This is a genomic window from Pseudomonas sp. SDO52101_S400 (assembly GCF_054071635.1).
The window spans coordinates 126,632-151,181 of the sequence record NZ_JBSVWF010000003.1; the positions used below are offsets into that span (position 1 = coordinate 126,632).

Below are 24,550 nucleotides of genomic sequence, written 5' to 3' on the forward strand. Positions count from 1 at the left end.
CCCGGCGGGTTTGCCCCGATAGTGGGGAAAACCGGGTTGATGGTTTACAACGGCGCGTCCGCCGCCAGTCCCTGCAAACGCCGGTACTGGCGCAGGACGCTGGGGACATAACGCTGGGTTTCGGCGAACGGCGGGATCACCCGGCCACGGCTGAGCACCGCGTCGGGGCCGGCGTTGTAGGCCGCCACCGCCAAGGCGATGTCGTTATCGAACAGGGTCATCAGGCGCTTGAGATATCGGGCCCCGCCCTGGATGTTGGCCTGGGGGTCATAGACGTCGGTCACCCCCAGTTCCCGGGCGGTGTCGGGCATCAGTTGCATCAGCCCGCCGGCCCCTTTGGGCGAGGTGGCGCCGGGGTTGTAGTTCGATTCGGCGTTGATCACCGCGTGCAACAGTGCCTCGGGCAAGTGATTGGCCGTGGCCGCCGCCGACACCAGTTCCGCGTAGGGCTGGTTGGCGATCAATTGCGGTTGCCGGTCAAGACTGACCACAGGCATTTGCGCCTCATGGATCACCCGTTCGTAGGTGCGTCCGGGGCGGTGGACGTTGGACAGCACGTAGCTGCCCTTGGCGTCCACGGAGACAAACACATCGGCCTCGGCGATGCCGGTCAACAGCATGCAGCCAAGCAGTCCTGCGCAGATTGGATTGAGCATTGGGCCTCCCCTGACAGGCCCCGAAAAATTGGGGGAAATGCCCCACTGACCTGTCGTGAATCAGCCGTACGCAAGCACTGTGCCGACTCTCGAGAAGCCCGTATTTCAAGGGGTTCAGCCCACCAGCAGGAATTATCGGGGGCTGAGCATGGCAATTGCATGAGCCCTCAGGCGACTCGGCTGCCATTCACCGGAGGTCATCATGAAGCTGCATGTTCGTCCGCGCGCCCAACAGGGTTTTACCCTGCTCGAATTGCTCGTGGTGCTGGTGGTGCTCGGCCTGCTGGCCGGGATCGTCGCGCCCAAATATTTCGCCCAGCTGGGGCGCTCCGAAGTCAAAGTCGCCAAGGCGCAGATCGAAGGCCTGGGCAAGGCGCTGGACTTGTATCGGCTGGAAGTCGGCCACTACCCGTCAACCGAACAGGGCTTGCAGGCGCTGGTGACCGCGCCGAGCGACGAGGCGAAATGGACCGGCCCGTACTTGCAGAAAAAACTCCCGCAGGACCCTTGGGGCCGTAATTACACCTACCGCTACCCCGGCGAAAACGCCGAGTACGACTTGCTGTCGATGGGCAAGGACGGCCAGCCCGGCGGCGAAGGTGAAAACGCCGAAGTCACCAACTGGCAATGAGCGGAGCACACGGCATGCGTTTTCATCTGAAGGCAGTGGGCAAGGCCGGCGTGGTGTCGCTGAGCATCGAGGCGCCCGGTCACAGCGAAGCGCGACGCATCGCCGAGGATCAGGGTCTGCGCGTGGTCAGCCTGCACGCCGAGCGTCACTGGCGTTCATTGCGCCTGAGCCAGCGTGAAACCTTCAATCTGGTGTTGTTCAGCCAGGAATTGACCACGTTGCTCAACGCCGGCCTGCCGTTGATCGATGCACTGGAAAGCCTGGCGGAAAAAGAAACCGCGCCCGCCGCCCGCAAAACCTTGAGTGAGCTGGTGCGGTTGCTGTACGAGGGCAAATCGTTTTCCCAGGCGTTGGCCCAGCTGTCGGCGGTTTTCCCGCCGCTGTACGTGGCGCTGGTACAGTCCAGCGAGAAAACCGGCGCGGTCGGCGATGCGCTGGGGCGTTATGTCAGCTATCGCCAGCGCATGGACGAGGTGCGGCAGAAGATCGTCAGTGCCTCGATCTACCCCTTGCTGTTGCTGGTAGTCGGCGGTGGCGTGGTGCTGTTTCTGATGGGCTACGTGGTGCCGCGCTTCAGTCTGGTGTTCGAAGGGCTGGGCTCGAACCTGCCGTGGCTGTCGCAAATCCTGATGAGCAGCGGGATGTTTTTGCATGCCCACCAGGGTGAGTTCTTCGGGATTCTGGCGGCGATCATCACCGCCCTCGCCATGTTGCAGAAACAACCGGCGTTTCGCCGTGGGCTGGATCGGCTGGTGGAGAAACTGCCCGCCGTGCACCAGCGGATCTTCATGTATGAGCTGGCGCGGTTTTATCGATCACTGGGGATTCTGCTGCAAGGCGGGATTCCTCTGGTGACCGCCATGGGCATGGTCCGGGGCCTGCTCACCGTGGCCTCGCGGGCACGTTTGGACCAGGCCTGCGAGCGGGTGCGTGAGGGGCAATCGTTGTCCACTGCGCTTGAGCTCAATCGGCTGGTGACGCCGGTGTCCCTGCGCCTGCTGCGCGCCGGCGAGCAGTCCGGCAACCTCGGGCAAATGATGGAACGCAGCGCCGATTTCTACGACGAGGAAATCAGCCGCTGGATCGAGTGGTTCGTGCGGCTGTTCGAACCGCTGCTCATGACCTTCATCGGCTTGTTGATCGGGGTCATCGTGATCCTGATGTACATCCCGATCTTCGAACTCGCTTCAAGCATTCACTGACCCCGGGAACGGGTCGGCTTACCGGCAACAACGCACATCCACGTTCCCAACCAAGACAACAAAGACGGAGAACGATATGCACATTCAAAAGCTCATGCTCGCAATGGCCATCGGCGCGGTCCTGTCGGCGTCCACCGTATTGATCCCGGACAACCTGTCCGGGGTGTCCAGCGTTCAGGCCAAGGAAGGTGGAAGTGGGGGTGGAGGAAGCGGTGGTGGTGGCGGCGGCGGTAGTGGCGGTGGTGGCGGCGGAAATGGAGGCGGTGGTGGAGGCAACGGAGGGGGTGGTAGCGGCGGTGGAGGCGGCGGCAACGGTGGCAGTGGCGGAGGCGGCAATGGCGGTAGCCACGGCGGCGGCAGTGGAGGCAACAGTGGCAGCGGTGGCGGTGGCAACAGTGGCCACAGCGGCAGCGACCATGGTTCGGGCCATTCCGGCGACAGCGCCTCTTCAGGACGCAACGGCACCCACGCCGAAGCCGGCGACGATCATGGGGTTCATCGGGCCGGCGAGGTCGGGGATGACCATGGCGTACACCGCGCTGGCGAGGTCGGGGATGACCATGGCGTACACCGCGCTGGCGAAATCGGTGATAACCGTGGCGTACACGTTGGCGGCGAGCCGGGTGATGACAAGCGCGCCAACTAAATCACTTTGAAACGCCCTACCCCTGTGGGAGCGGGCTTGCTCGCGAAAACGTCAGGTCCGTCACTCCTGTATTGACTGACCCACCGCTTTAGCGAGCAAGCCCAATCCCACAATGTTTTGTAGCGCCTACAAAACGCCTTTTGTCTGATCCAGCCGCTCACGCAAAAACTCGATCAACGCCTGCACCGGTCGCGACGCCTGACGGTGCTGCGGATACACCGCCGACAGAATCAACGGCTCCGGACGCAAATCATCCAGCACCGGCACCAGCCGCCCATCCTTCAGCGCGGCCCCGACAATGAACGTCGGCAGATAGGTAATCCCCATCCCCGCCACCGCCGCATCGCGCAGCAACTCACCGTTGTTGACGCGCATCCGCCCGGTGACATTCACCAGCAGCGGCTTGCCCTGCCCTGCATTGAATCGCCACTGCACCGAACGCCCGTGCCCGTATGGCAGGCAGTCATGGCTAAGCAAGTCTTCCGGTTTGACCGGTGTGCCGCGCTCGGCCAGATACGCAGGACTGGCGCAGTACACCCGCTCGATGGCCGCGATGCGCCGGGCGATCAGGGTCGAGTCTTCCAGCACGCCGATCCGCAGCGCCAGGTCATAGCCCTCGCCGAGTAAATCCACCGGACGGTCACTCAGATCGACCTCGACCGTCACCTCGCGATAACGCTGCAAGAACAGCGGCAGCAGACACCCCAGATGCGCCACCGCAAACGACAGCGGCGCGCTGACACGAATCGTCCCGCGCGGCTCGGCGGTCTGCCCGGCGATGCCCTGCTCTACCTGTTCGACTTCGCTCAACAGCCGCAGCGCCGATTCGTAATAGCTCTGGCCCAGTGGCGTCACGTCGAGGCGTCGGGTCGAGCGATTGAGCAACCGCACGCCCAGGCGCTCCTCCAATTGCATCAGCCGACGGCTGACGAACTGCTTGGACAGGCCTAACTGATCGGCCGCCGCCGTGAAGCTGCCGGAGTCCATCACCTGGCAAAAAATACGCATGTCTTCGAATGGGTTCATTGTCACTCTCTGGTTGACAGTTAAACGCTTTATAGCCGCTTTTTCACTTTCCGGCACCTCATTAATCTGTGCTCACGGTGTTGCTGAGGCCTGAAGCCCAGCGCCACAGCAGCCCGATCCCAAGGCATACAAAAACTCAAACGACTTAAAAAGGAATTGCTCATGAACATCAAGAAAACCCTCGCCGCTTCCCTCCTCGCCCTGTCCATCGGCAACGCATTCGCCGCCGAAGGCACTGGCGTCGAACACACCACCCAGGCCTTCCTCGATGCCCTCGCCGCCGGCGGTGGCAAACCGCTTGAGCAACTGAGCCCGAAGGACGCCCGTGCGGTGCTGACCGGCGCCCAGGCTTCGGTGAAGGTTGACCTGTCCGGCGTTGAAGTCAGCGACAAGGCGATCAAGGTCGATGGCCAGACGATCAACCTGAAAGTGGTGCGCCCGGCCAAGGTCAAGGGCGAGTTGCCGGTGTTCATGTTCTTCCACGGTGGCGGCTGGGTGCTGGGCGATTTCCCGACGCACCAACGCCTGATCCGCGATCTGGTGGTGGGTTCTGGCGCGGTCGCGGTGTACGTCGATTACACGCCGTCGCCAGAAGCGCAGTACCCGACCGCGATCAACCAGGCTTATGCGGCAACCAAATGGGTGGCTGAGCACGGTAAGGACATCGGTGTCGACGGCAAGCGTCTGGCGGTAGCCGGTAACAGCGTAGGCGGCAACATGGCGGCGGTCGTGGCTCTGATGGCCAAGGAGCAGAAAACCCCGGCCCTGCGCTTCCAGTTGCTGATGTGGCCGGTGACCAACGCAGGTTTCGATAACGGCTCGTACCAGCAATTCGCCGAGGGCCATTTCCTGACCAAAGGCATGATGCAGTGGTTCTGGGACAACTACACCACCAACCCGGCCGAGCGTGCGCAGATCCACGCCTCGCCGCTCAACGCCAGCGCCGAACAGCTCAAGGGCCTGCCCGCCGCACTGGTGCAGACCGCCGAGTTCGACGTGCTGCGTGACGAAGGCGAAGGCTACGCCCGCCACCTCGACGCGGCCGGTGTGCCGGTCACTTCGGTGCGCTACAACGGGATGATTCATGACTTCGGCCTGCTCAACCCGCTGAACGGCATTCCTGAAGTGAAAGCCGCCGTGCGTCAGGCAGCAGCGGAACTCAAGACCCATCTGAACTGAGTGCAACCTCTCGCCACACCTTCGGGTGTGGCGTTTTCTTTTGTGTCCGCCGGAGTTCGACTCATGAGCCTTTTTTCTGCCCACCTGCTGTCCTGGAGCGCCCTGCTGCTGGTGCTTGACGCCCTGCTCTGGCACCTCGCGCCGTTCAAACATCGCGCGCAACGGGTCGGCGTGCGGCTGGTGCTGTTTCTGGCTTTCAGCGCGCTGATCATCAATGCCGGCGTCAGCCCGTTGCAGGCGCCATTGTTTACCGATGACCAGGTGGCGCAACTGGGCGCGACAGCGCTGGGGATTTTCTGGTGGCTGTACGCCGCGCGGGCGCTGACCGAGGTGATCGGCCTGATCCTGATGCGCCGCATCGGCCACAGCGGCCGCTTGTTGCAGGACGTGATCGGTGCGCTGGTGTTTCTGGTGGCCATCGTTGCGGCCGCCGGTTATGTGCTGGAGCTGCCGGTCAAAGGCCTGCTCGCTACCTCCGGGGTGTTCGCCATCGTGGTCGGTCTGGCGCTGCAAAGCACCTTGAGCGACGTGTTCTCGGGCATCGTGCTCAACACCACCAAGCCGTATCAGGTAGACGATTTCGTGGTGATCGACGGCGTCGAAGGCAAAGTGCTCGACATCGACTGGCGCGCCACGCACCTGCTGACCAGCGCCGGCACCCTGGCCGTGGTGCCGAACTCGGTGGCGGCCAAGGCCAAGATCGTCAACCTCAGCCGCCCGAACAACCTGCACGGCGTTTCGATCAGCATCAAGGTGCCGAATCACATCCGCCCGCGCCGGGTCCTCGACGCCCTCGACCGTACGCTGCAAGGCAGTAGCAGTTTGCTGCTGACGCCCGCGCCGAAAGCCGTGCTCAAAGAGGCCGGCGAAGAGATGTCCGAATACGTAGCCAGCGGTTTTATCGCCGAGCTGGGCAAGAAGGCTGAGGTGCGCAATCAACTGTTCGACCTCGCCCACCGCCATCTCGAAGCCGCCGGCATTTCGCGGCACCCGGACGGTGTGATCGAACCTTCTACCCGTGCCCGCGCCTTGCTCGATGAAGTGAAAATCTTCCGTTCCCTGAGCCATGAAGAACGCGATCGCCTTGCCGAATCGATGGTCGCGCAGCAGTACAGCGCCGGGCAGGTAGTGCTCAATCTGGAGGAAGTCCCGGACAGCCTGTTCGTGATCGCCACCGGCGTGGTCAGCGCCAGCGTGCCGGACGGCAACGGTTTCACCGAGGCTGGGCGCATGGGGCCGAGTGAGGTCATGGGCGAACAGAGCATTCTGGCTGATACGCCTTCGCAGGCGACGTTTACCGCGCTGACGTCTTCGATCATTTATCGCCTCGACAAGAACCTGACTCGCCAGTGCATGGAACAGCGCAGTGAAGTGGGTCGGGCTTTGAATAAATTGCAGGCGGTACGGCAGCAGAACAGTCGGTTGGCGTTGATGGCCCAGCCTTTGCCGGTTCGCAAGGGTGGGTTTTTGGGGTGGTTGCAGAAGCGGTGATGTTTGCACCTCTGAATCCCCGTCGCCTTCAAGAGCAACCCCCTCACCCCAGCCCTCTCCCCCAGGGGGGCGAGGGGGAAAGGGAGCCGATCTCCATGATGTTCAGGTCCTGAGTTCGACCCGATTTTTCAGGTCGATGTACCTCGAAAGAACACCTCGGTCGGCCCCCTCTCCCTCCGGGAGAGGGCTGGGGTGAGGGCAGCCTTTGAAATGAAAACCAAATCTCAGGAACAAAAAAATGCCCGCTCTTAAGCGGGCATTTTTCTCCAACCAATTACTTGGCAGTGAACTTGGTGTAGCTGTTGATCAGGTTGCGGTAATTCGGCAGACGCTGGGACAGCAGATTCGCCAAACCTTCCATGTCGTTGCGCCAGTCACCTTGCAGCTCGCAAGCCACAGCAAACCAGTTCAACAGATGAGCACCAGCAGCCGACATACGCGCCCACGCCGCTTGTTGCACGGTGGTGTTGAAAGTGCCGGAAGCGTCGGTTACCACGAACACCTCAAAACCTTCAGCGATGGCCGACAGGGTCGGGAACGCCACGCAGACATCAGTCACCACACCGGCGATGATCAGTTGCTTGCGACCTGTGGCCTTGATCGCTTTGACGAAGTCTTCGTTGTCCCAGGCGTTGATCTGGCCAGGACGGGCAATGAACGGTGCGTCCGGGAATTGCTCTTTCAGCTCAGGCACGATCGGGCCGTTCGGGCCGCTGTCGAAGCTGGTGGTGAGGATGGTTGGCAGGTTGAAGAACTTGGCGATGTCGCCCAGGGCCAGCACGTTGTTCTTGAACTCGTTCGGCGAGAAATCCTGCACCAGCGAGATCAGGCCGGTCTGGTGGTCGACCAGCAGTACCACGGCGTCGTCTTTGTTCAAGCGCTTGTAAGGAACGTTGCTCATGTGAAACTCCTCGGGGATGGGTGATGCGGCAAGCGCCGGCCACGAAGACCGGCGCCGTTTACGGGATCAGAAAGCGAAGCAGGAGCAACCGAACGCGCCCCAGAAACCGGCGAAATCGCTGACCGGCGCATTCGACATCCGTGCTTTTTCATGGCTGTGGGTATGCACGGCACACGGGCCGCTGCACTGGTGTACCTGAGCCTGCAACGGCGCATTCGGTCGCCAGTGACCCGGGACTTTCGCCACCGGCGACCAGTCCGGCAGAACCGGCAAGGCACGCGGGCCAAGGTCTTCGAAGTCGCCAGCGGAATAAACGATCTTGCCGCCGACGACGGTCAGCACCGACTCGATCCACTTGATCGCTTCTTCTTCAACGTGGAAGAAGTCCGCGCTCAGCGCTGCCAGATCCGCCAGTTGGCCGACCTTGATCTGGCCCTTGTTGCCCTGCTCGGACGAGAACCAGGCGCTGCCGTGGGTGAACAGTTCCAGCGCGGTGGCGCGCGGCAGACCTTCTTCATACAGCGCCAGACCGCCAACGGTGCGACCGCTGACCATCCAGTACAGCGAGGTCCACGGGTTATAGCTGGACACCCGCGTGGCATCGGTTCCCGCGCCGACCGGTACGCCTTCAGCGAGCATGCGTTTGATCGGTGGCGTGGCTTCGGCGGCCTGTTTGCCGTAACGGTCGACGAAATATTCGCCCTGGAACGCCATGCGATCCTGGATCGCAATACCGCCGCCCAGCGCTTTGACGCGCTCGATGTTCTGCGGGGTGATGGTTTCCGCGTGGTCGAAGAACCATGGCAAACCGTTGAACGGAATGTCGCGGTTGACCTTCTCGAACACGTCAAGCATGCGGCTGATGGATTCGTTGTAGGTGGCGTGCAGACGGAACGGCCAGCGCTGCTCGACCAGGTGGCGCACCACCGGCTCCAGCTCCTGCTCCATGGTTTGCGGCAGGTCCGGGCGCGGTTCGAGGAAGTCTTCGAAGTCCGCTGCCGAGAACACCAGCATCTCGCCGGCGCCGTTGTGGCGCAGGAAGTCATCGCCCTGATGCAACTTGACACTGCCGGTCCAGTTCTGGAAATCGGTCAGCTCTTCTTTCGGCTTCTGGGTGAACAGGTTATAGGCGATGCGCACGGTCAGTTGCTCATCTTTGGCCAACTGCTCGATCACCTGATAGTCGTCGGGGTAGTTCTGGAAACCGCCGCCGGCATCGATGGCGCTGGTCAGACCGAGGCGATTGAGCTCGCGCATGAACTGACGGGTCGAGTTGACCTGATATTCCAGTGGCAGCTTCGGCCCTTTGGCAAGCGTCGAGTACAGGATCATCGCGTTCGGCCGCGCCACCAGCATGCCGGTCGGGTTGCCGTTGGCATCGCGCACGATCTCGCCGCCCGGCGGATTTGGCGTATCGCGGGTGTAACCGGCCACGCGCAACGCAGCGCGGTTGAGCAACGCACGGTCATACAGGTGGAGGATGAACACCGGGGTGTCCGGCGCTGCCTGGTTGATTTCTTCGAGAGTCGGCATGCGCTTTTCGGCGAACTGGAATTCGTTCCAGCCACCCACCACGCGTACCCATTGCGGCGTCGGCGTGCGGTCGGCCTGATCCTTGAGCATGCGCAGCGCATCGGCCAAGGACGGCACGCCTTCCCAGCGCAGTTCGAGGTTGTAGTTCAGACCGCCACGGATCAGGTGCAAGTGCGAGTCGTTGAGGCCGGGAATCACGCAACGGCCCTTGAGATCGACCACCTGGGTGCCCGCGCCGCGCAGGGCCATGGCTTGCGCATCATTGCCGACGACGGCGAAGCGGCCGTCCTTGATCGCCACGGCGCTGGCGAGGGGTTTTGCGCGGTCTACGGTATGAAATTGGCCATTGAACAGAATCAGATCAGCGTTGGCGTTCATCGCAGTTCCTTCGATATAAGTGAAACGAAGCCCAGACCTGCCGGCTCAGCGCGGCGGGTTGGCGTTGGATTCCAGGTGTTCATGGGGCTGACTGGCGGTCAGCCATGGCGCGAACAATCGGGTGGCGGCCGGCATGCACACGTAGACCACCGACACCACGATGGTCAGGGTGATCAGAAACGTGGCGACCACGTAGTTGGAAAGAAATCCGTTGAGCTTGAGCAACGGTCCCCAGATCAAGGGCACCAGCAAGGTGTGTGGCAGGATCACGAAAAGTGATACCACTGCCTGCTTCCAGCGCGGTGGCGGCGAGGCGGCATCGGCCAGTGGCGTGAACCAGAACTCGTTGGCCGCATTGACCTCGACCTGGTCGCCGTCGGCAAGCATCGGTGCGGCTTCATCGATCAGCTTCTGACGCTGCGGCGAGTCGAGCCAGCGCTGCATCGCCTCGGTCGAGCAATAACGCAACACGCACGTAAACAGCGCGAGCCCGCCCTGCTTGCTGCGCATCACGTCCACGCCCAGGTGCCCTTCTTCACGCCCCGCCACGCTGACGATATTGCGCAGCCAGGCTTCGTACGGCTGTTCGAAACCGGCCTTGACCCGGTGCTTGACGATCAGCGTCACGGTTTCTTCGGGTCCCGGCTTTTTCAGGGTCTGGGAATCAGGCATAACGGAGCACTCCGGGCAAACGGGTATTGAGCGCCAGCCTTCCGGGCCCGGCGATCAGAACAGTGGTGAAGAGGATCAACAGCAACCAGCCGAACTGCCCTTCAGCCACACTCCATTGCGGATGCACGAGCAGCAGCGCCACCAGCAGCACAAACAGAATAGGCAAGCACGCCAGACGCGCCAGCACCCCGGCGACGATCAGCAGCGGACAGAGGACTTCGGCGAAGATCGCCAGAATCAAAGTGAGGTGGGCACCGAGGTGGAACGGGTCTTCGATCAGTTGCAGTTGCGCGGTGAAGTCCAGCAGCTTGGGCAAGCCGTGGACGAACAGGAGAAACAACCCGCCGGAGACCCGCAGGAACAGCAGGCCGAGGTTTTGCGCCTGGTCATTGCGTTGTACAGCGTTCATGGGCCCACCCTTGATCAATCATTGCAGGCAATGGTGCAACGATTGATCGGGGGGGAAATTGGATGGGTGTGCTCTTTTTACGAGAGCACGCAGAACCCACGAACGACACAAATTATTGTGGGAGCGAGCTTGTTCCCACAGGGTTATGAGGCGACAAACGAATTGTGTTTCAGGTCTTGTTACGCCGGAATATCCAGCGACACCGACATGAATTGACTGATCCGTGACCGCAGCCACTTCTCCGCCGGGTCGTTGTCATGCACCCCGCTCCACGCCATCGACAGTTGCGCCGCATCAATCGGAAACGGCGGATCTTCGGCCCGCAACGCACAACCTTCAACCAACGCACACGCGGCGTAATCCGGTACGGTGGCGATCATCTCGGTACCCGCGAGCAAGGCGCGCAAACCGCTGAACTGCGGCACCCCAAGCACCACCCGGCGGCTGCGGCCGACCTTGGCCAGGTCCACGTCGATGTTGCCGCTCAGATCGCCGGAGAACGACACCATCGCATGGGGACGCTCGCAGTATTCGTCGAGGGTCAGAGGCCCCGGCCGGTTGTCGCCGCGCAGCACCTTGCAGGGAATGTCGCGCAGTTTCTTGCGCTTGGCGTTGGCTGGCAGATCGGTGGTGTAACTCACACCAACGGAGATTTCCCCGGACGCCAGCAGCGTCGGCATCAGCAGGTAGTTGGCGCGGCGCACCACCACGACAATCCCCGGTGCCTCTTCCTGCAACTGGCGCAGCAGCGGCGGGAACAGACCGAACTCGGCGTCATCCGACAAGCCGATGCGGAACACGTCGCAACTGGTTGCCGGATCGAACTCCTTGGCCCGGCTGACCGCGCCGGAAATCACGTCCATTGCCGGTTGCAGTTCCTGAAGAATCGCCAGCGCCCGCGCGGTCGGCTCCATGCCTCGGCCGTTGCGCAGCAGCAGCGGATCGTCGAACAGATCGCGCAAGCGGCCCAGCGCCGCGCTCACTGCCGGTTGGCCCATGAACAGTTTTTCGGCGACGCGGGTCAGGTTCTTCTCGAACATCAACGCTTCGAAAATCACCAGCAGGTTCATGTCGACGCGGCGCAGATCGTTTCGGTTCATGGACGTGTTTCCCTTTTTGGCCAGGCGCAAGTGCTACGCACTTTACTTGATCGGCGGCCATTCGAAATCAGCTTTGGCGGCGGAATTAACAACGTTTAACTCGTCAGCCTTCGCCCCTCGCCAAACAATGAATCCCTCTGCGCAGCGTTGTTTTTTTGACCTGAGGGAAGGCGCCGACCGTGCCTTCCCCCCCGACACGGACATTGGCCATGGCTCATTCACAGCAAACCGTCGCCCTCGCCCCTGCCAGCGAACCCCGCAAAATCAACACCGGCGGCCTCAGCCCGCAACGCGAGCGGCTGGTGAAACAACTGATCCTCGAACGCTTGGGCGACAGCCTTGAAGTCACCGAACTGGCCAACGCCTGCGCACTGTCGCGCAGTCATTTTTCCAGGGCGTTCAAGTGCAGTACCGGTTACTCGCCGCAAGACTGGATCCGCACCCAGCGCATTGCCCGGGCCAAACTGTTGATCCAGCACACCAACCACAGCCTCACGCAGATCAGCCTGGAATGCGGCTTTTGCGATCAGGCGCACTTCTGCCACATCTTCACCCGCAGCGAAGGGATCAACCCGTTTGCGTGGCGTTGTCAGGTCATGAAAAACCGCTGAGGCGGTTTCATTCCCGCACCATCCGCTGAGCCAGTCGCGCTACCCGCTCGCCCAGGTGCGCGGCAGTCAGTTGATCTTCCAGCGGGGGAACCTGCTCGGGCGGTTGTTCGACGCAGGATTGGGACATGGCGCCGAGGGAGCTGCCGAGGCGATTCAATTGACCGTCGAACACACCTTCGCAAGAACGCGCCGGCAACAGATCAAGCCCGACCCAGATCATCGAGTGCTGGGCAGCAAACACCGCCATTTGCAAAAGCGTATTGAGCTTGTCGCCACACAGGCTGCCGGAGTTGGTGAAGCCCGCTGCGAGTTTGTTGCGCCACGGCCGGGCGAGGTAGAACGGGGCCGTGGCCTCCATGAATTGCTTGAATGCCGCCGAAGCGCTGCCCATGTAGGTCGGCGCGCCGAAGATGATGGCGTCGGCGCGGTGCAGGTCATCCCAGTGGGCTTCCACGTCTTCCACCGCCAGTAACAGGCAGGTGCTGCCCAAGTGGCGCTCCACTCCCTTGGCCACAGCCTGGGCCATGACGCGGGTGTGCCCGTAGCCACTGTGATAGACCACCACTACCTTGCTCATCGCAGCGTCCTCCGGACGTATGCATTCCATTGCCTTGGAGTTTTGGCTCTGGAGCGGGCGCGGACGAGTTAATCGTTGTTAATTTTTCCCGGTTGTCGGGTGAGCCGGCACAGGTTCCAGCCTTTAAATACAGTGGTGACGGCACGGAATGCCGATCGATGCTCAAGCGGCAGGCCTTCGCGCACGTTGCGCTGGCATCGAATCCTGAGGAATATGGCCGGATACCGCGGATCAGACAGCTTGCGTGCCCCTCAAGTGTCTATCCGCCCTGCCCGTCACAGGTTCTTCACCACGACAGCGCAGGATTACAAAAACATCGCAGGAGTGAGCGGTTGAGTCTTTCCCCGAATCAGGCCCTCGGTTTCGGCCCCTATCGGATCCACCCCGGCCAGCGGCTGGTGCTTGAGGGCGACCAGCCGTTGCGCCTGGGCCGCCGCGCCATGGACATTCTGCTGATCCTGCTGGCCAACGCCGGCGAGGTTGTGAGCAAGCAGCAGTTGATCGCCGCAATCTGGCCGGACAGCGTAGTGGAAGACATCAATCTGCGGGTACACATGGCCGCGCTGCGCAAGGCACTTGGCGACGGTCAGGCCGGGCAGCGATACATCGTTACGGTGGCGCAGCGCGGTTACAGTTTTGTCGCGCCGATCCTGCTGCAATCCATCGAACAACGCCCCGCTACTGAACCCATCGGTCGGCACAACCTGCCATTGCGTCGTACACGGATGATCGGTCGCCAGTCGGTGGTCGACAGCCTGATGACGCAACTGCCGCGCCAGCGCTGCATCACCCTCGTTGGCCCCGGTGGCATCGGCAAGACCACCGTGGCCCTGCGCGTCGCCGAGCAATTGATCGGCCGCTATCGCGACGGTATCCGTCTGCTGGATCTGGCGCCGCTCAACGATCCGGGCTCGATCTGTTCGCACCTCGCCGCCCTGCTGGATCTTTCGCTGCATGACAGTGAGCCGATGGCCTGTCTGATCAACAGCCTGCGCGAGCGGCAGATGCTGCTGGTGATCGATAACTGCGAGCATTTGATCGACGCCGTGGCGCTGCTGAGTGAAAGCATTCTGCGTGGCGCACCACAGGTACACATTCTGGCCACCAGCCGCGAAAGCCTGCGCGCCGAGGGCGAGTACGTACAGCGACTGGAATCCCTCGACTGTCCGCCGCCGATTGCGGTACTCGACCGCGATCAGGCGCTGGGATTTTCCGCACTGCAACTGTTCGTCGAGCGGGCGATGGCCGCCCACGAACACTTTGAGCCGGGCAATGCCGACCTGCCCTTGATCGTCGAAATCTGCCGTCGGCTGGATGGCATTCCCCTGGCGCTGGAACTGGCAGCCGCGCAGGTGGCGAGCCTCGGGCTGGAAGGTTTGTTGAGTCAGCTTCAGGGGCGCTTGCCTACGGGCAATCAGACTCACCTCGGTCGGCATGAAACCCTGCGGGCCACGCTGGACTGGAGCTTCAACCTGCTCAACGGCTGTGAACAGACCGGCCTGCGCCGGCTGGGTGTGTTCCGTGGCGCATTCACTCTGGAGTCCGCTGCAGCGGTCATCGTCGGCCAGCACATCGAGCCTGATGAAGTTTTCGCCTCGATCACGCAACTGGTCGCCAAGTCGCTGCTCAACGTCGAGGTCGGCGATGAAGAAGTGTTCTATCGTCTGCTCGACACCACTCGCCGCTATGCGCTGGAAAAACTCGACCTGGCCGCCGAACTCGGCGAAACCCGTGAACGTCATGCCGAACGCTGCCTGGCGTTGATGCATCAGGCCCAGGCTGACTGGGAGAACACACCGACCGGGTTATGGATCGAGCGCTACGCCCGTGGCCTCGAAGACTTGCGGACGGCGCTTGAGTGGACGCTGAACGATGAAGGCTCGCGCCCTCTCGGCGTGCGCCTGACGGCGACTTCCGCGCCGTTGTGGCAGGAGTTGTCCCTGCTCAAGGAGTACGGCGTCCATGTGCGCCGGGCACTCGTCTTGCTGGCGTCATCCGAGGAGCCTTGCCCGCGACTGGAAATCGCTTTGAAACTGGCACTGGGCAGTGCCTGCTACCACACCTGGGGCGGCACACCGGAAACCATCGAAGCCTTCACCAGCGCGCATCTGCTGGCGCAACGGCACGATGACAAGGCCGGGCAATTGCGCGCCGTGTCGGGGCACATGGCGGTCAATCTCAGTTGCGGAAATTACCGGATGGCCCTGGAGCAGAGCGAGCAATTCGAAAGCCTCGGCCTGCACGGCGATGCACAATTGTCCTTGAGTACCCACCGTTTACGGGTACTCGCCCTGCACTACGCCGGCGATCAGCAACAGGCGCGAATCCATGCCGAACAAGTGATCCAACGCATGGCTCAAAGCGGCCATCTCAACCGTTTCACCCACGGTTTCGGTGTGCAGTACGACCAGAGCGTCGCCTCGCTGACTGTCCTCGCCCGGGTACTGTGGCTGCAAGGATTTCCCGAGCAGGCCTGGCGTACGGCACGGCAGGCGCTGGACATCGCGGTACAGATCAACCACGGCACTTCGATCTGCTACACCCTGGCACTCGCTTCGTGTCTGATCGCCCATTACAACGGCGACGTACAAAATGCCCGCGCTCTGTTGCAACTGCTGCTCGAACAGGCGCAGAAACATTCGGTGCTGCTGTTCTATACATGGGCGCGGCACTATGCGCAGGTGATCGACGCCGACAATGCCCCCGTCATCCCGACTGCCGATAGCGGCCTGGTCAGGGAAATCATGGTCACTCTGGACCCCGGTTTTGTTGACGATGCGTTGCTGGAACGGGCGCAGAGCGGCGCAGCTGGCTGGAGCACCGCAGAGATCCTGCGAGCCCGGGCCGAGCGATTGCTGGCCGCTGAGTCGCCCTGTCATCACACGGTCGAAAGCGCCTTGCAGCAATCCCTGGCGATTGCCCGGACGCAAGGCGCCCTGGCCTGGGAACTGCGTAGCTCGACGTCGCTGGCTCAGTTGTGGCAGCGCCAGTCGCGTTATCGTGAGGCGCTCGAATTGCTGACACCGATCTACCAGCGCTTCACCGAAGGCTACGCCACCCCGGACTTGCGCAAGGTGCGTTTACTGCTCGACGAACTGCGTGGTCAGTCGGCCGCTTGAGGCTGGCCGGGTGCGGCCCAGGTAACGCGCGTGCCGACGCTCGACATCATTCAATTCGCCGCCCTGCTCCAGCTGTTCACGGGCATAGCGGCGCGTGGTATTGAGCATTCGATAGCGCAGTGTTCCGCTGGAGCGATCCACCGTCAGCAACGACTTGGCCGCCAACTGTTCAACGACTGCCACCAGCGTCGAGGGTGGCAGTTGCACGCAACTGATCACACCAATGGCAGCGTCCAGCGTGAACGCCATCCTGAACACCGACAAGCGTTGCAGTACGCGTTGTTCGTGCTCGCTCAAGCGCTGATAGCTCCAGTCAAGCGCGGCTTGCATCGACTGATGGCGGGGAACGGCGGTCCGGCGGCCGTGACTCAAGACCTGCAGACCGTTATCCAGTTGCGCCTGAAGCCCGACCAGCGCCAGTGCATCGATCTGCGCCGCCGCCAGTTCGATCGCCAACGGCAGACCGTCGAGCCGCCGACAGATATCGCGCACCGTTTCCAGATCCTGTTCACGCAAACGGAAGTCGTGTTGACGCGCTCGGGCGCGACTGACAAACAGTTGCACCGCCGAATAGCCCATGACCTCATCGACACTGTTGAGCGCCGAGGTTTTAGGCGTGCTGAGAGGCGGCAATGGCTGGAGGACTTCCAGGCCAAGACGCAACGGCTCACGGCTGGTGGCAAGGATTGAAAGACGGGGCGCTGCGTTCAGCAGGGTCTCCAGCAAACCACGGCAGGCTTCGTGCAGGTGTTCGCAATTGTCCAGCACCAGCAAGGCGTGGCGCGCCGCCAGTGTTGCGAAGTCGATATCGAGGACTTGCAACAGATGATCGACGAGCGAGGTTTGCTCGCCGACCCGTGATAAATCCACGCGCCACACGCCATCGCGAAAATGCTGCAACAGCAACTCCGCCGCTCTCAGCGCCACCGTGCTTTTGCCGACGCCGGCAGGTCCCGTCACCGTTATCAATCGGGACAGCGGCAGTTGCCGCACCAGGCCACCGACCAGCGAGTCACGGCCAGTGACAGGGGTCAACCGTGCGGGCAGATTGTGCTGTGGCGCCTGGAGACTTTCGAACACCACTTGGGCAACAGTATCGCCGTCCACCGGCGCAACGAAGCTGTACCCGCATTGCGGCACATTGACGATGTAGCGCTGACCGTTCTCGCCATCGCCGAGGGCCCGACGCAACGCGGCGATGTGCACCCGCAGGTTGATCTCCTCGACCACTGACGTCGGCCACACCAGCGCGATCAATTGCTCCTTACTGACCACCCGGCCGGCGCGCTCGACCAGCACTTGCAGAATGTCCAGCGCACGACCGCCCATGCGCAGTTGCCGATCCCCTTCGAGGATCAGCCGTTGGCGCAAATGAAACGCGTACGGGCCGAAGCGCAGGACCGACGCCGAGTTCAATTCGTTGAGGCTGTTCATGTCCGTTATCTTGGCAGGCCACGATGACGGTACAACCGTCACACGGGGCGCAACACGGACATCCGGATGCCCGTAACGGACAGAATCGCTCTAGCTGAACTGTTCCCGGTACTGTGCAGGCGTCAGCCCAAGCTTTTCGCCGAACAGAAAACGCATGTGGCGCACGCTGCCGAAACCGCTTTTGTAGGCCACAGTCTTCAACGGCAGATCGCTGGTCTCCAGCAGATTGCGGGCGCAATCGATGCGCGCGCTTTGCAGGAACTCCATGGGCGTCATGTTGACTTCGCGGGCGAACACCCGGGCGAAATGCCGTGCACTCATGTTTGCAAGGCTGGCCATGCGCTCGATGGTGAAGGTTTCTTCGAGATGCTCCAGAACGTGATTCTGCACTCGGGTGACAGGGGTTTCGTGGGGCGATACCGCCGCCATCAGCGGGCTGAATTGCGCCTGACCGCCCTGACGTTTCATGACGACCAACAGCACTTTGGCTACGTCCTGGGCAACTTTCTTGCCGTGATCCTGAGCCACAACCGCCAGCGCCAGATCGATTCCAGCCGTCACACCGCCCGAGGTGATCAGGTTACGGTCCTCGACAAAGATCTGGTCGGTCGCAACATTTGCGTTGGGAAAGCCCTTGATCAAGCGTTCGGTGTAGTTCCAGTGGGTGGTTACGCGATACCCGTCGAGCAACCCGGCATAGCCGAGCACGAAGGCCCCCGTGCATATCGAACCGTAGCGATCGGCACGACCGACCGCACCTTTGAGCCAATCCAGCAGCGGTGGACACTTTTCGTTGTAGGCACCAGGCCCGCCCGGAACCAGCAGAAGATCATAATGTTCAGCCGCGTCGTCGATGTGCCGGTCGGTATGCACCAGCACACCGTTGGAGGCACGCAGCGGACCGTGCTCGCTACCCAGAAGCGTCAGTTGATAATGGGCGTCCGGCTTCAGGTATCGGTTGGCAACCGAAAACACTTCCAGCGGCCCGGCCATGTCGAGCAGAAGAAACTCGGGAAACAACACCATTGCCACGGTTTTCATGAGCAAACATCACTGAAATCGATTAACGGTTATAAGTTGCCGCATTATGGCCAAGTACAGCGACAACGTTGGAAAAGAATGCGTGAACTGACGCACATAACTGTCAACCCTGAGGAGACAGTTTTTCAATTTTCATCTACTTATTGCGCCAAAGAGTAACCAGTAACCTTCTCCTCACTCGGACGAATCAACGTCCTGAAAGGAGATTTCATCATGCTGACCCTTCGCAAAGCTTCCGACCGTGGTCTGGCCAATCATGGCTGGTTGAAGTCATTCCACACCTTTTCTTTCGCCAGTTATCGCGACCCGCGTGAACAAGGTTTCTCCGATCTGCTGGTGATCAACGATGACCGCGTTGCTGCCGGCAAAGGCTTCGGCCAGCACCCGCATCGTGACATGGAGATTTTCTCCTATGTGCTCGAAGGCGCACTGGAACACAAGGACACCCTGGGCACCGGTTCGGTGATCCGCCCCGGCGACGTGCAACTGATGAGTGCTGGCAGCGGCGTGGCCCACAGCGAGTTCAACCACTCGGCAAGCAAGCCTGTGCACTTCCTGCAGATCTGGATCGTGCCAGACGTCAGCGGCGCCAAACCGCGCTATCAACAGGAGCACTTCAGCGAGCAGAAAAAACGCGGTCGCCTGCAACTGATCATCTCGCCCGAAGGCACCCACGGCTCGCTCAAAGTGCGCCAGGATGCACGCGTGTATGCCGGGCTGTTCGATGGCCCGGAAAGCGCCACACTGGAATTGCCTGCTAACCGCTACGCCTATGTGCATGTTGCCCGCGGCAGCGTTGAACTGAACGGCGTGCAGTTGAAGGAAGGCGACGGTGTTCGGGTTCGTGAAGAACAGGTGCTGACCCTGAGCAATGGCCAGGACGCCGAAGTACTGGTGTTTGATCTGCGGCCACAGGAGTTGCCGGAAATGCCATGAGGCTTCGGTTTCAGCGCTCACAAAAAAACGGTCTTCAGTGAAGGCCGTTTTTTCATTGGCAGAATGACTACTCGTTTTCCAGCACAAACGCTTCGACAATGTGTTCGATCACCGCTCTGACCCGCGCGGTGTGGCGTAAATCCGCATGGGTCACCAGCCACACTTCATAAGGCAACGGCCGCGTACGCTCCGGCCACAGCCTGACCAGACCATCGCGTTCGCCCATGTAGATCGGGATTTCTCCTACCCCCAGCCCGGCGGCAATCGAGCGTCGTACCAGCAGACTGGAGCTCAGACCGGCGACGATCCGCCCGCGAACCACGGGCTCGGTCACCAGGGTCAGGTCCTTGTTGCCTTGCAGATAGGGCTGGTACACCACCAGATCATGCCCCTCGAACGCACTGCCCGGCACCGGCACGCCATGGCTGTCGACATAGGCCTGCGAGGCAAACAACCCTACCGGCCAACGCGCGATGCGCCGGGCGATCAGGTCCGGGTTGTCCGGACGTGTGTTGCGCACGGCGATGTCCGCTTCACGTTTGGCCAGGCTAAGGATCTGCGTAGAGGCGTCCAGTTGCACGCGCACGTCCGGATGCTGTGCGTGCAACTGCGCGATGGCCGGGATCAGGAAGTCGATGGCCAGCGAATCGGTAGTGCTGACCCGCACACTCCCGGTCAGGCGATCGTCCAGACCCTGGATACGCCGTTCCAGTTCCAGTGCCGAATGCTCCATTTTTTCCACCGATTTGAGCGCAGCTTCACCGACTGCCGTCAGTGCATAGCCCTCGGAGGTGCGCAGGAACAAGGTCGCGCCCAGCGACTTTTCCAGTGCCGTGATGCGTCGTCCGACCGTTGCCTGATCCACGCCCAGTACACGCGCGGCGCCGCGCAATGTCGACTCGCGGCAGACCGCAAGAAACACCCGTGCATCATCCCAGTTCATACCGTTCTCCATTCATGCATAAACGCATCACAACAACGCAAACTCGCTGCATTAACGCAGCAACGATAGCCGATATGCTGGGCGCCATAAACCTTTCACAGGATTGCCGTCATGCGCACTTTAACTGCTTCGCCCGAGCGTCCGGACACGGGTGTCTGGCTGTCGATCTTCGCCGGACTCTGCGCCAGCCTGGTCAGCATCGGTCTGGCGCGTTTCGCCTATACGCCACTGATTCCTTCGCTGATCCAGGCGCAGTGGTTTTCCGCCCATGATGTGGTCTATCTCGGCGCAGCCAATCTGGTCGGCTACCTGATCGGTGCCCTTCTCGGCCGCCCGCTGGCACGCCGGGTCACTCAGAAAAACGCCTTGCGCCTGATGATGCTGGCGGTGACCGCGGCGTTTTTCGCCTGTGCGTACCCTGTTTCGGTGAGCTGGTATTTCGGCTGGCGCCTGCTGTCCGGAATTGCGGGCGGCGCGATCATGGTGCTGGTGGCCGCCACCGTATTGCCCCATGTACCGGCCGCCCGCAAAGGTCTGGCCAGCGGGGCGATTTTCCTCGGCATCGGTCTGGGCATCGCCGGTTCGGGCACGATTGTTCCGCTGCTGTTGAGTCTGGGCCTGCAAGCGACCTGGCTGGGACTGGGCACTTTGTCGCTGGCACTGACGGCTTTGAGCTGGTTCGGCTGGCCCTCGGAGCTGCCTCAGGCCGCACACGCAACGGCTCAAGTGGAACCGGTCGAACCGACACCGCCTGCTGTTTATCTGTTGTTTGCCCAGTACGCATTCATGGCCGCCGGGCTGGTGCCGGCCATGGTCTTTCTGGTGGATTACGTCGCCCGCGGACTGGGCGCCGGGGCGCACGTCGGCGCGATGATCTGGGTCATGTACGGTCTGGGCGCCATCGTCGGCCCGGTGAGTTATGGCTTTCTCGCCGATCATCTCGGCGCGCGCACGGGTATTCGTCTGGTGCTGGTGGTGCAGGCCGTCACCCTCGGCTTGCTGGCGGTTTCGCATTCGTTTCTGGTGTTGGCCCTGCTGGCGGTGATCCTCGGCTCGTTTCCGCCGGGCATTGTCCCGCTGGCGTTGGCCCGCGTGCATGAGCTGGTGCCGGATCACCATCGCCAACAGGTGGCGTGGAGCCGGGCCACGGTGTCGTTCGCCACGTTTCAGGCGTTGGCGGGCTTCGCCTATTCAGCGCTGTTCAACGCCACGGGCGGACAACATGCGCTGCTCTTCGTGATTGCCGGCGGTGCCATCGTGATCGCGCTGATACTTGAGCACGCCATGAAACTGCTGCCCTCCTCCGTCGAGCAACGCTGCCGCGCCGAATGACGGGAATCATTGCGCCCTGACTGCGTTCCCATCTACTGATCACTTTTTCAAGAGGAATCGAAAATGACGTTGCCCACTGAAATGACCCGAATCGAAATCACCGAACCGGGCGGGCCCGAGGTTCTGCAATCCCGACGCGTCCCGCTGCCGGTCGCAGCAGAAGGCGAAGTGCTGATCCGTGTGCATGCCGCTGGCATCAATCGCCCGGACGCCTTGCAACGTGCGGGCAAGTACCCGATGAAGCCTGGCATGAACCCGATCCCGGGCCTTGAAGTGGCGGGTGAAGTCGTGGCGGTCGGCAATGGTGTCGGCACATTCGCAGCGGGTGACCGAGTCTGCGCGCTGACCAATGGCGGCGGTTACGCTGAATACTGTACGGTTCCGGCGGGCCAGGTCTTGCCAATTCCCGATGGGCTGGACTGGATTCAGGCAGCGGCCATTCCGGAAACCTTTTTCACCGTCTGGGCCAATCTGTTCGGTCTCGGTGGTGCGAGTCATGGACAGCGTGTGTTGATCCACGGCGGCACCAGTGGCATCGGCACTACTGCGTTGATGCTGTGCAGAGAACTCGGCATCGAAGCCTTCGCCACCGCAGGCAGTGCCGACAAATGCGCGGCCATCCGTGAATTGGGCGGCGAACCGATCAATTATCGCGAGCAGGATTTCGCTGCCGTGATTGCCGAGAAAACCAACGGCCTGGGCGTCAATGTGATCCTCGACATCATGGGCGGCTCGTATCTGAACGCCAACCTCAGCGCACTGGCCATGGATGGACGCGTGGTAATGCTCGGCTTTCTCGGCGGCGCCCGTGCCAACGATGTCGATCTACTGACCATTCTCGGCAAACGAGCCGTGGTCACAGGCTCCTTGTTGCGCGCACGCACTTCTGCGGAAAAAGCTGCCATCGCCATGCAACTGCGCGAACACGTCTGGCCAGTCCTGGCCGCCGGGCGCTGCCTGCCAATTATCGACAAGGTCTACCCGCTTGCCGACGCGGCCCAGGCCCATGCGCACATGGAAGCGGGTGATCACATCGGCAAGATCGTGCTGAACGTGGCGTGAGCCACAGCATCGTTTTGTAATCATTGCAGGCAGACGACGGTCGAAAATGTCACGCGCGGACCAAGGCATCTGGTAAAAAGCCTTCTTTGTCCGCGCACTGGTGAAACGTTTAATGTTCCTTGCCTTCATGACCCGACTTCGACGCCGCCGTCTGGCGTTCGCCTGTATGGCCGCCCTGATCATCGGGGTGCCGACGAGTTGTGCGGTACTGGAACACACCGAACGCAAGCTGTTGTTTCGCATCGAACCGGGCACCGCCGGCTGGTATCACGGCTTGCCCGGCAGCGTTCAGGAACTTGACCTGCAACCGAAAAGCTTCAGGGCCGGGCAGAACATTCATGCCTGGTGGTGGCCGGCGGAACGGCCCAACGCTCCCGCCATCCTCTATCTGCATGGCGTGCGCTGGAATCTGACGGGGCAATTGTTCCGAATCGAACAGCTGCGTGCGGCGGGGTATTCGGTATTGGCCATCGATTACCGTGGCTTTGGCCAGAGTCATGGTGACTTGCCGTCAGAAAGCACCGTTTATGAGGACGCACGGGTAGCCTGGGAACGCTTCCAGCAACTGCAACCCGACCCGGACAAACGCCTGATCTACGGTCATTCCCTCGGTGGTGCGGTTGCCATCGACCTGGCCGCCGAGCTGGGCCGGAACGCCACCAGAAACCATACGCCGCTGCCGGTCCGGGGTCTTGTGATCGAGTCCACCTTCACGTCACTGGCCGATGTCGCCGCGGCGGTGGCCAACACGTCCCTGCCCGTTCGCTGGTTGTTGTCGCAGAAGTTCGACTCCATCGACAAGATTGCCGACATCCATATGCCGTTGCTGGTCGTGCACGGTCTGGCCGATGCGTTTGTGCCGTCACGCTTCAGCGAGCAACTGTTCGCGGCCGCCAGACAGCCCAAGCGATTGCTGTTGGTACCCGGGGGGACGCACAACAACAGCATGGCATTGGGCGGACAAAACTATCGCAAGGCGATCGATGCGTTGATGCAAACCAGGCCCGCCGCACGAGTTGCAGGCGCAACGTTGTTACCTGGTGCGCGCGATTCCTGAGAACAGTGTCCATCGGTCATTTCGGGATAAATATTTGCGGCACTGGCTGGCAATCCGTCGATCTGAGGCTTTGCTGGATGGAGTCAATCCATGACGCAGCTTCGGCACACCCGGCCGCGCTGCGTTTCACTGCCTGATCGGGAGCACCACCATGAAAATCAACCCGTACCTGATCTTCAACGGCGATTGCCGTGCGGCCTTCACGTTTTATGAGCAATGCCTGCAAGGCAAGCTTGAGGCGATGATGACCTTCGGCGAAACGCCCGCCGCAGAGCATGTTCCGAAAGAGCATCGCAATCTGATTATCCATACCTGCCTGAAAGTCGGCGATCAGATGCTCATGGCGTCAGACACCACACCCGACCGCCCGACGCAGGGCATGAGCGGTTGCTCGGTGTCCTTGAACGTCGACACCGTCGCCGAGGCTGAAAGAGTCTTCAATGCCCTGGCCAAGGACGGTCGAGTGGACATGCCACTGGAAGCGACCTTCTGGGCCGCGCGTTTCGGCATGCTGGTGGATCGTTTTGGCGTGTCGTGGATGGTCAATTGCGAAAGCGACAAGTGATGCAGCCATTGCGCCGGACATGAAAAAGCCCGACCTCTTCAGGTCGGGC

At 61.6% G+C, this 24,550-nt stretch carries 23 protein-coding genes; 12 read left to right on the plus strand and 11 right to left on the minus strand.

The features are described 5' to 3' along the window. Window positions 1-44 precede the first annotated feature (44 nt). Complete coding sequence (locus ACW9HX_RS02130; protein ID WP_249484031.1) at window positions 45-656, minus strand: lytic transglycosylase domain-containing protein; 612 nt, start codon at window positions 654-656, stop codon at window positions 45-47. Between the two features lie 202 nt (window positions 657-858). On the opposite strand from ACW9HX_RS02130, the gene gspG reads away from it, so the two are divergent. From gspG to ACW9HX_RS02145, 3 genes are all read left to right on the plus strand, one after another. After that, window positions 859-1,287 carry a type II secretion system major pseudopilin GspG gene (gene gspG, locus ACW9HX_RS02135; RefSeq protein WP_102622369.1) on the plus strand — a complete coding sequence of 143 codons (429 nt, stop codon included), beginning with the start codon at window positions 859-861 and terminating at the stop codon, window positions 1,285-1,287. Window positions 1,288-1,301: 14 nt separating this feature from the next. After that, entirely contained in the window at window positions 1,302-2,489 is a 1,188-nt protein-coding gene (locus ACW9HX_RS02140; protein ID WP_457379316.1) for a type II secretion system F family protein, read from the plus strand. 76 nt (window positions 2,490-2,565) lie between these two features. Beyond that, the gene (locus ACW9HX_RS02145; protein WP_457379317.1) at window positions 2,566-3,135 is read left to right on the plus strand and encodes a hypothetical protein; all 570 of its coding nucleotides are present in this window, start codon (window positions 2,566-2,568) and stop codon (window positions 3,133-3,135) included. A gap of 126 nt (window positions 3,136-3,261) precedes the next feature. Here the strand turns inward: ACW9HX_RS02145 and ACW9HX_RS02150 are convergent, their stop codons facing one another. After that, entirely contained in the window at window positions 3,262-4,161 is a 900-nt protein-coding gene (locus ACW9HX_RS02150; protein WP_457379318.1) for a LysR family transcriptional regulator, read from the minus strand. Window positions 4,162-4,323: 162 nt separating this feature from the next. Here ACW9HX_RS02150 and ACW9HX_RS02155 point away from each other — a divergent pair, with 162 nt between their 5' ends. Together ACW9HX_RS02155 and ACW9HX_RS02160 are read left to right on the plus strand one after the other, a co-directional pair. After that, complete coding sequence (locus tag ACW9HX_RS02155) at window positions 4,324-5,340, plus strand: alpha/beta hydrolase (protein WP_457379319.1); 1,017 nt, start codon at window positions 4,324-4,326, stop codon at window positions 5,338-5,340. Window positions 5,341-5,403: 63 nt separating this feature from the next. Then, the gene (locus tag ACW9HX_RS02160; RefSeq protein ID WP_457379320.1) at window positions 5,404-6,831 is read left to right on the plus strand and encodes a mechanosensitive ion channel domain-containing protein; all 1,428 of its coding nucleotides are present in this window, start codon (window positions 5,404-5,406) and stop codon (window positions 6,829-6,831) included. Window positions 6,832-7,105: 274 nt separating this feature from the next. On the opposite strand, the gene ycaC is transcribed toward ACW9HX_RS02160, so the two are convergent. The 5 genes from ycaC to ACW9HX_RS02185 all read right to left on the minus strand — a co-directional run bounded on the left by ycaC (window position 7,106) and on the right by ACW9HX_RS02185 (window position 11,824). After that, window positions 7,106-7,732: an isochorismate family cysteine hydrolase YcaC gene (gene ycaC, locus ACW9HX_RS02165; protein WP_011333417.1), complete on the minus strand. Its 627-nt coding sequence runs from the start codon at window positions 7,730-7,732 to the stop codon at window positions 7,106-7,108. A gap of 66 nt (window positions 7,733-7,798) precedes the next feature. Next, window positions 7,799-9,643 carry an amidohydrolase gene (locus tag ACW9HX_RS02170; RefSeq protein ID WP_457379321.1) on the minus strand — a complete coding sequence of 615 codons (1,845 nt, stop codon included), beginning with the start codon at window positions 9,641-9,643 and terminating at the stop codon, window positions 7,799-7,801. Window positions 9,644-9,688: 45 nt separating this feature from the next. Next, complete coding sequence (locus ACW9HX_RS02175) at window positions 9,689-10,315, minus strand: antibiotic biosynthesis monooxygenase (RefSeq protein WP_457379322.1); 627 nt, start codon at window positions 10,313-10,315, stop codon at window positions 9,689-9,691. Then, window positions 10,308-10,724, minus strand: a complete 417-nt coding sequence (locus ACW9HX_RS02180) for a DoxX family protein (RefSeq protein ID WP_457379323.1) — start codon at window positions 10,722-10,724, stop codon at window positions 10,308-10,310. Before ACW9HX_RS02180 ends, ACW9HX_RS02175 begins: the two co-directional genes overlap by 8 nt. A gap of 179 nt (window positions 10,725-10,903) precedes the next feature. Beyond that, window positions 10,904-11,824 carry a LysR family transcriptional regulator gene (locus ACW9HX_RS02185; protein ID WP_457379324.1) on the minus strand — a complete coding sequence of 307 codons (921 nt, stop codon included), beginning with the start codon at window positions 11,822-11,824 and terminating at the stop codon, window positions 10,904-10,906. 209 nt (window positions 11,825-12,033) lie between these two features. Between ACW9HX_RS02185 and ACW9HX_RS02190 the strand changes: the two genes are divergently transcribed. Continuing rightward, window positions 12,034-12,435: a helix-turn-helix domain-containing protein gene (locus ACW9HX_RS02190; RefSeq protein WP_457379325.1), complete on the plus strand. Its 402-nt coding sequence runs from the start codon at window positions 12,034-12,036 to the stop codon at window positions 12,433-12,435. Between the two features lie 7 nt (window positions 12,436-12,442). Here ACW9HX_RS02190 and ACW9HX_RS02195 read toward each other — a convergent pair whose 3' ends face one another. Then, complete coding sequence (locus ACW9HX_RS02195; RefSeq protein ID WP_457379326.1) at window positions 12,443-13,012, minus strand: flavodoxin family protein; 570 nt, start codon at window positions 13,010-13,012, stop codon at window positions 12,443-12,445. Between the two features lie 332 nt (window positions 13,013-13,344). Between ACW9HX_RS02195 and ACW9HX_RS02200 the strand changes: the two genes are divergently transcribed. Continuing rightward, window positions 13,345-16,131 (plus strand): ATP-binding protein, encoded by a 2,787-nt coding sequence (locus tag ACW9HX_RS02200; RefSeq protein WP_457379327.1) that lies wholly within the window; start codon window positions 13,345-13,347, stop codon window positions 16,129-16,131. Here ACW9HX_RS02200 and ACW9HX_RS02205 read toward each other — a convergent pair. Together ACW9HX_RS02205 and ACW9HX_RS02210 are read right to left on the minus strand one after the other, a co-directional pair. Further along, complete coding sequence (locus tag ACW9HX_RS02205) at window positions 16,093-17,565, minus strand: ATP-binding protein (protein WP_457379328.1); 1,473 nt, start codon at window positions 17,563-17,565, stop codon at window positions 16,093-16,095. The two genes, ACW9HX_RS02200 and ACW9HX_RS02205, sit on opposite strands and share 39 nt — an antisense overlap. 90 nt (window positions 17,566-17,655) lie before the next feature. Then, a complete protein-coding gene (locus tag ACW9HX_RS02210; protein WP_457379329.1) occupies window positions 17,656-18,606 on the minus strand; it encodes a GlxA family transcriptional regulator in 951 nt (316 codons plus the stop codon). Window positions 18,607-18,819: 213 nt separating this feature from the next. Between ACW9HX_RS02210 and ACW9HX_RS02215 the strand changes: the two genes are divergently transcribed. Next, window positions 18,820-19,542, plus strand: a complete 723-nt coding sequence (locus ACW9HX_RS02215; protein ID WP_457379330.1) for a pirin family protein — start codon at window positions 18,820-18,822, stop codon at window positions 19,540-19,542. A 67-nt stretch (window positions 19,543-19,609) separates the two neighbouring features. On the opposite strand, the gene ACW9HX_RS02220 is transcribed toward ACW9HX_RS02215, so the two are convergent. Continuing rightward, window positions 19,610-20,485, minus strand: coding sequence for a LysR family transcriptional regulator (locus tag ACW9HX_RS02220; RefSeq protein ID WP_457379331.1), 876 nt, complete (start codon window positions 20,483-20,485; stop codon window positions 19,610-19,612). A 111-nt stretch (window positions 20,486-20,596) separates the two neighbouring features. Here ACW9HX_RS02220 and ACW9HX_RS02225 point away from each other — a divergent pair, with 111 nt between their 5' ends. The 4 genes from ACW9HX_RS02225 to ACW9HX_RS02240 all read left to right on the plus strand — a co-directional run bounded on the left by ACW9HX_RS02225 (window position 20,597) and on the right by ACW9HX_RS02240 (window position 24,501). Then, entirely contained in the window at window positions 20,597-21,817 is a 1,221-nt protein-coding gene (locus ACW9HX_RS02225; RefSeq protein WP_457379332.1) for a YbfB/YjiJ family MFS transporter, read from the plus strand. Window positions 21,818-21,880: 63 nt separating this feature from the next. Next, on the plus strand, window positions 21,881-22,879 hold the full coding sequence (locus ACW9HX_RS02230) for an NAD(P)H-quinone oxidoreductase (RefSeq protein ID WP_457379333.1): 999 nt from the start codon (window positions 21,881-21,883) through the stop codon (window positions 22,877-22,879). Between the two features lie 112 nt (window positions 22,880-22,991). After that, window positions 22,992-23,936, plus strand: coding sequence for an alpha/beta hydrolase (locus tag ACW9HX_RS02235; RefSeq protein ID WP_457379334.1), 945 nt, complete (start codon window positions 22,992-22,994; stop codon window positions 23,934-23,936). A gap of 151 nt (window positions 23,937-24,087) precedes the next feature. Next, the gene (locus ACW9HX_RS02240) at window positions 24,088-24,501 is read left to right on the plus strand and encodes a VOC family protein (protein WP_457379335.1); all 414 of its coding nucleotides are present in this window, start codon (window positions 24,088-24,090) and stop codon (window positions 24,499-24,501) included. Window positions 24,502-24,550: the final 49 nt, after the last annotated feature.

Coding starts and splice junctions, on each gene's coding strand:
- gspG (WP_102622369.1), top strand. CDS start 859: ATGAAGCTGCATGTTCGTCCGCGCGCCCAACAGGGTTTTACCCTGCTC.
- ACW9HX_RS02140 (WP_457379316.1), top strand. CDS start 1,302: ATGCGTTTTCATCTGAAGGCAGTGGGCAAGGCCGGCGTGGTGTCGCTG.
- ACW9HX_RS02205 (WP_457379328.1), bottom strand. CDS start 17,565: ATGAACAGCCTCAACGAATTGAACTCGGCGTCGGTCCTGCGCTTCGGC.
- ACW9HX_RS02145 (WP_457379317.1), top strand. CDS start 2,566: ATGCACATTCAAAAGCTCATGCTCGCAATGGCCATCGGCGCGGTCCTG.
- ACW9HX_RS02220 (WP_457379331.1), bottom strand. CDS start 20,485: ATGAACTGGGATGATGCACGGGTGTTTCTTGCGGTCTGCCGCGAGTCG.
- ACW9HX_RS02130 (WP_249484031.1), bottom strand. CDS start 656: ATGCTCAATCCAATCTGCGCAGGACTGCTTGGCTGCATGCTGTTGACC.
- ACW9HX_RS02175 (WP_457379322.1), bottom strand. CDS start 10,315: ATGCCTGATTCCCAGACCCTGAAAAAGCCGGGACCCGAAGAAACCGTG.
- ACW9HX_RS02225 (WP_457379332.1), top strand. CDS start 20,597: ATGCGCACTTTAACTGCTTCGCCCGAGCGTCCGGACACGGGTGTCTGG.
- ACW9HX_RS02240 (WP_457379335.1), top strand. CDS start 24,088: ATGAAAATCAACCCGTACCTGATCTTCAACGGCGATTGCCGTGCGGCC.
- ACW9HX_RS02180 (WP_457379323.1), bottom strand. CDS start 10,724: ATGAACGCTGTACAACGCAATGACCAGGCGCAAAACCTCGGCCTGCTG.
- ACW9HX_RS02235 (WP_457379334.1), top strand. CDS start 22,992: ATGTTCCTTGCCTTCATGACCCGACTTCGACGCCGCCGTCTGGCGTTC.
- ACW9HX_RS02190 (WP_457379325.1), top strand. CDS start 12,034: ATGGCTCATTCACAGCAAACCGTCGCCCTCGCCCCTGCCAGCGAACCC.
- ACW9HX_RS02195 (WP_457379326.1), bottom strand. CDS start 13,012: ATGAGCAAGGTAGTGGTGGTCTATCACAGTGGCTACGGGCACACCCGC.
- ACW9HX_RS02155 (WP_457379319.1), top strand. CDS start 4,324: ATGAACATCAAGAAAACCCTCGCCGCTTCCCTCCTCGCCCTGTCCATC.
- ACW9HX_RS02215 (WP_457379330.1), top strand. CDS start 18,820: ATGCTGACCCTTCGCAAAGCTTCCGACCGTGGTCTGGCCAATCATGGC.
- ACW9HX_RS02185 (WP_457379324.1), bottom strand. CDS start 11,824: ATGAACCGAAACGATCTGCGCCGCGTCGACATGAACCTGCTGGTGATT.
- ACW9HX_RS02170 (WP_457379321.1), bottom strand. CDS start 9,643: ATGAACGCCAACGCTGATCTGATTCTGTTCAATGGCCAATTTCATACC.
- ACW9HX_RS02150 (WP_457379318.1), bottom strand. CDS start 4,161: ATGAACCCATTCGAAGACATGCGTATTTTTTGCCAGGTGATGGACTCC.
- ACW9HX_RS02160 (WP_457379320.1), top strand. CDS start 5,404: ATGAGCCTTTTTTCTGCCCACCTGCTGTCCTGGAGCGCCCTGCTGCTG.
- ACW9HX_RS02230 (WP_457379333.1), top strand. CDS start 21,881: ATGACGTTGCCCACTGAAATGACCCGAATCGAAATCACCGAACCGGGC.
- ACW9HX_RS02210 (WP_457379329.1), bottom strand. CDS start 18,606: ATGAAAACCGTGGCAATGGTGTTGTTTCCCGAGTTTCTTCTGCTCGAC.
- ycaC (WP_011333417.1), bottom strand. CDS start 7,732: ATGAGCAACGTTCCTTACAAGCGCTTGAACAAAGACGACGCCGTGGTA.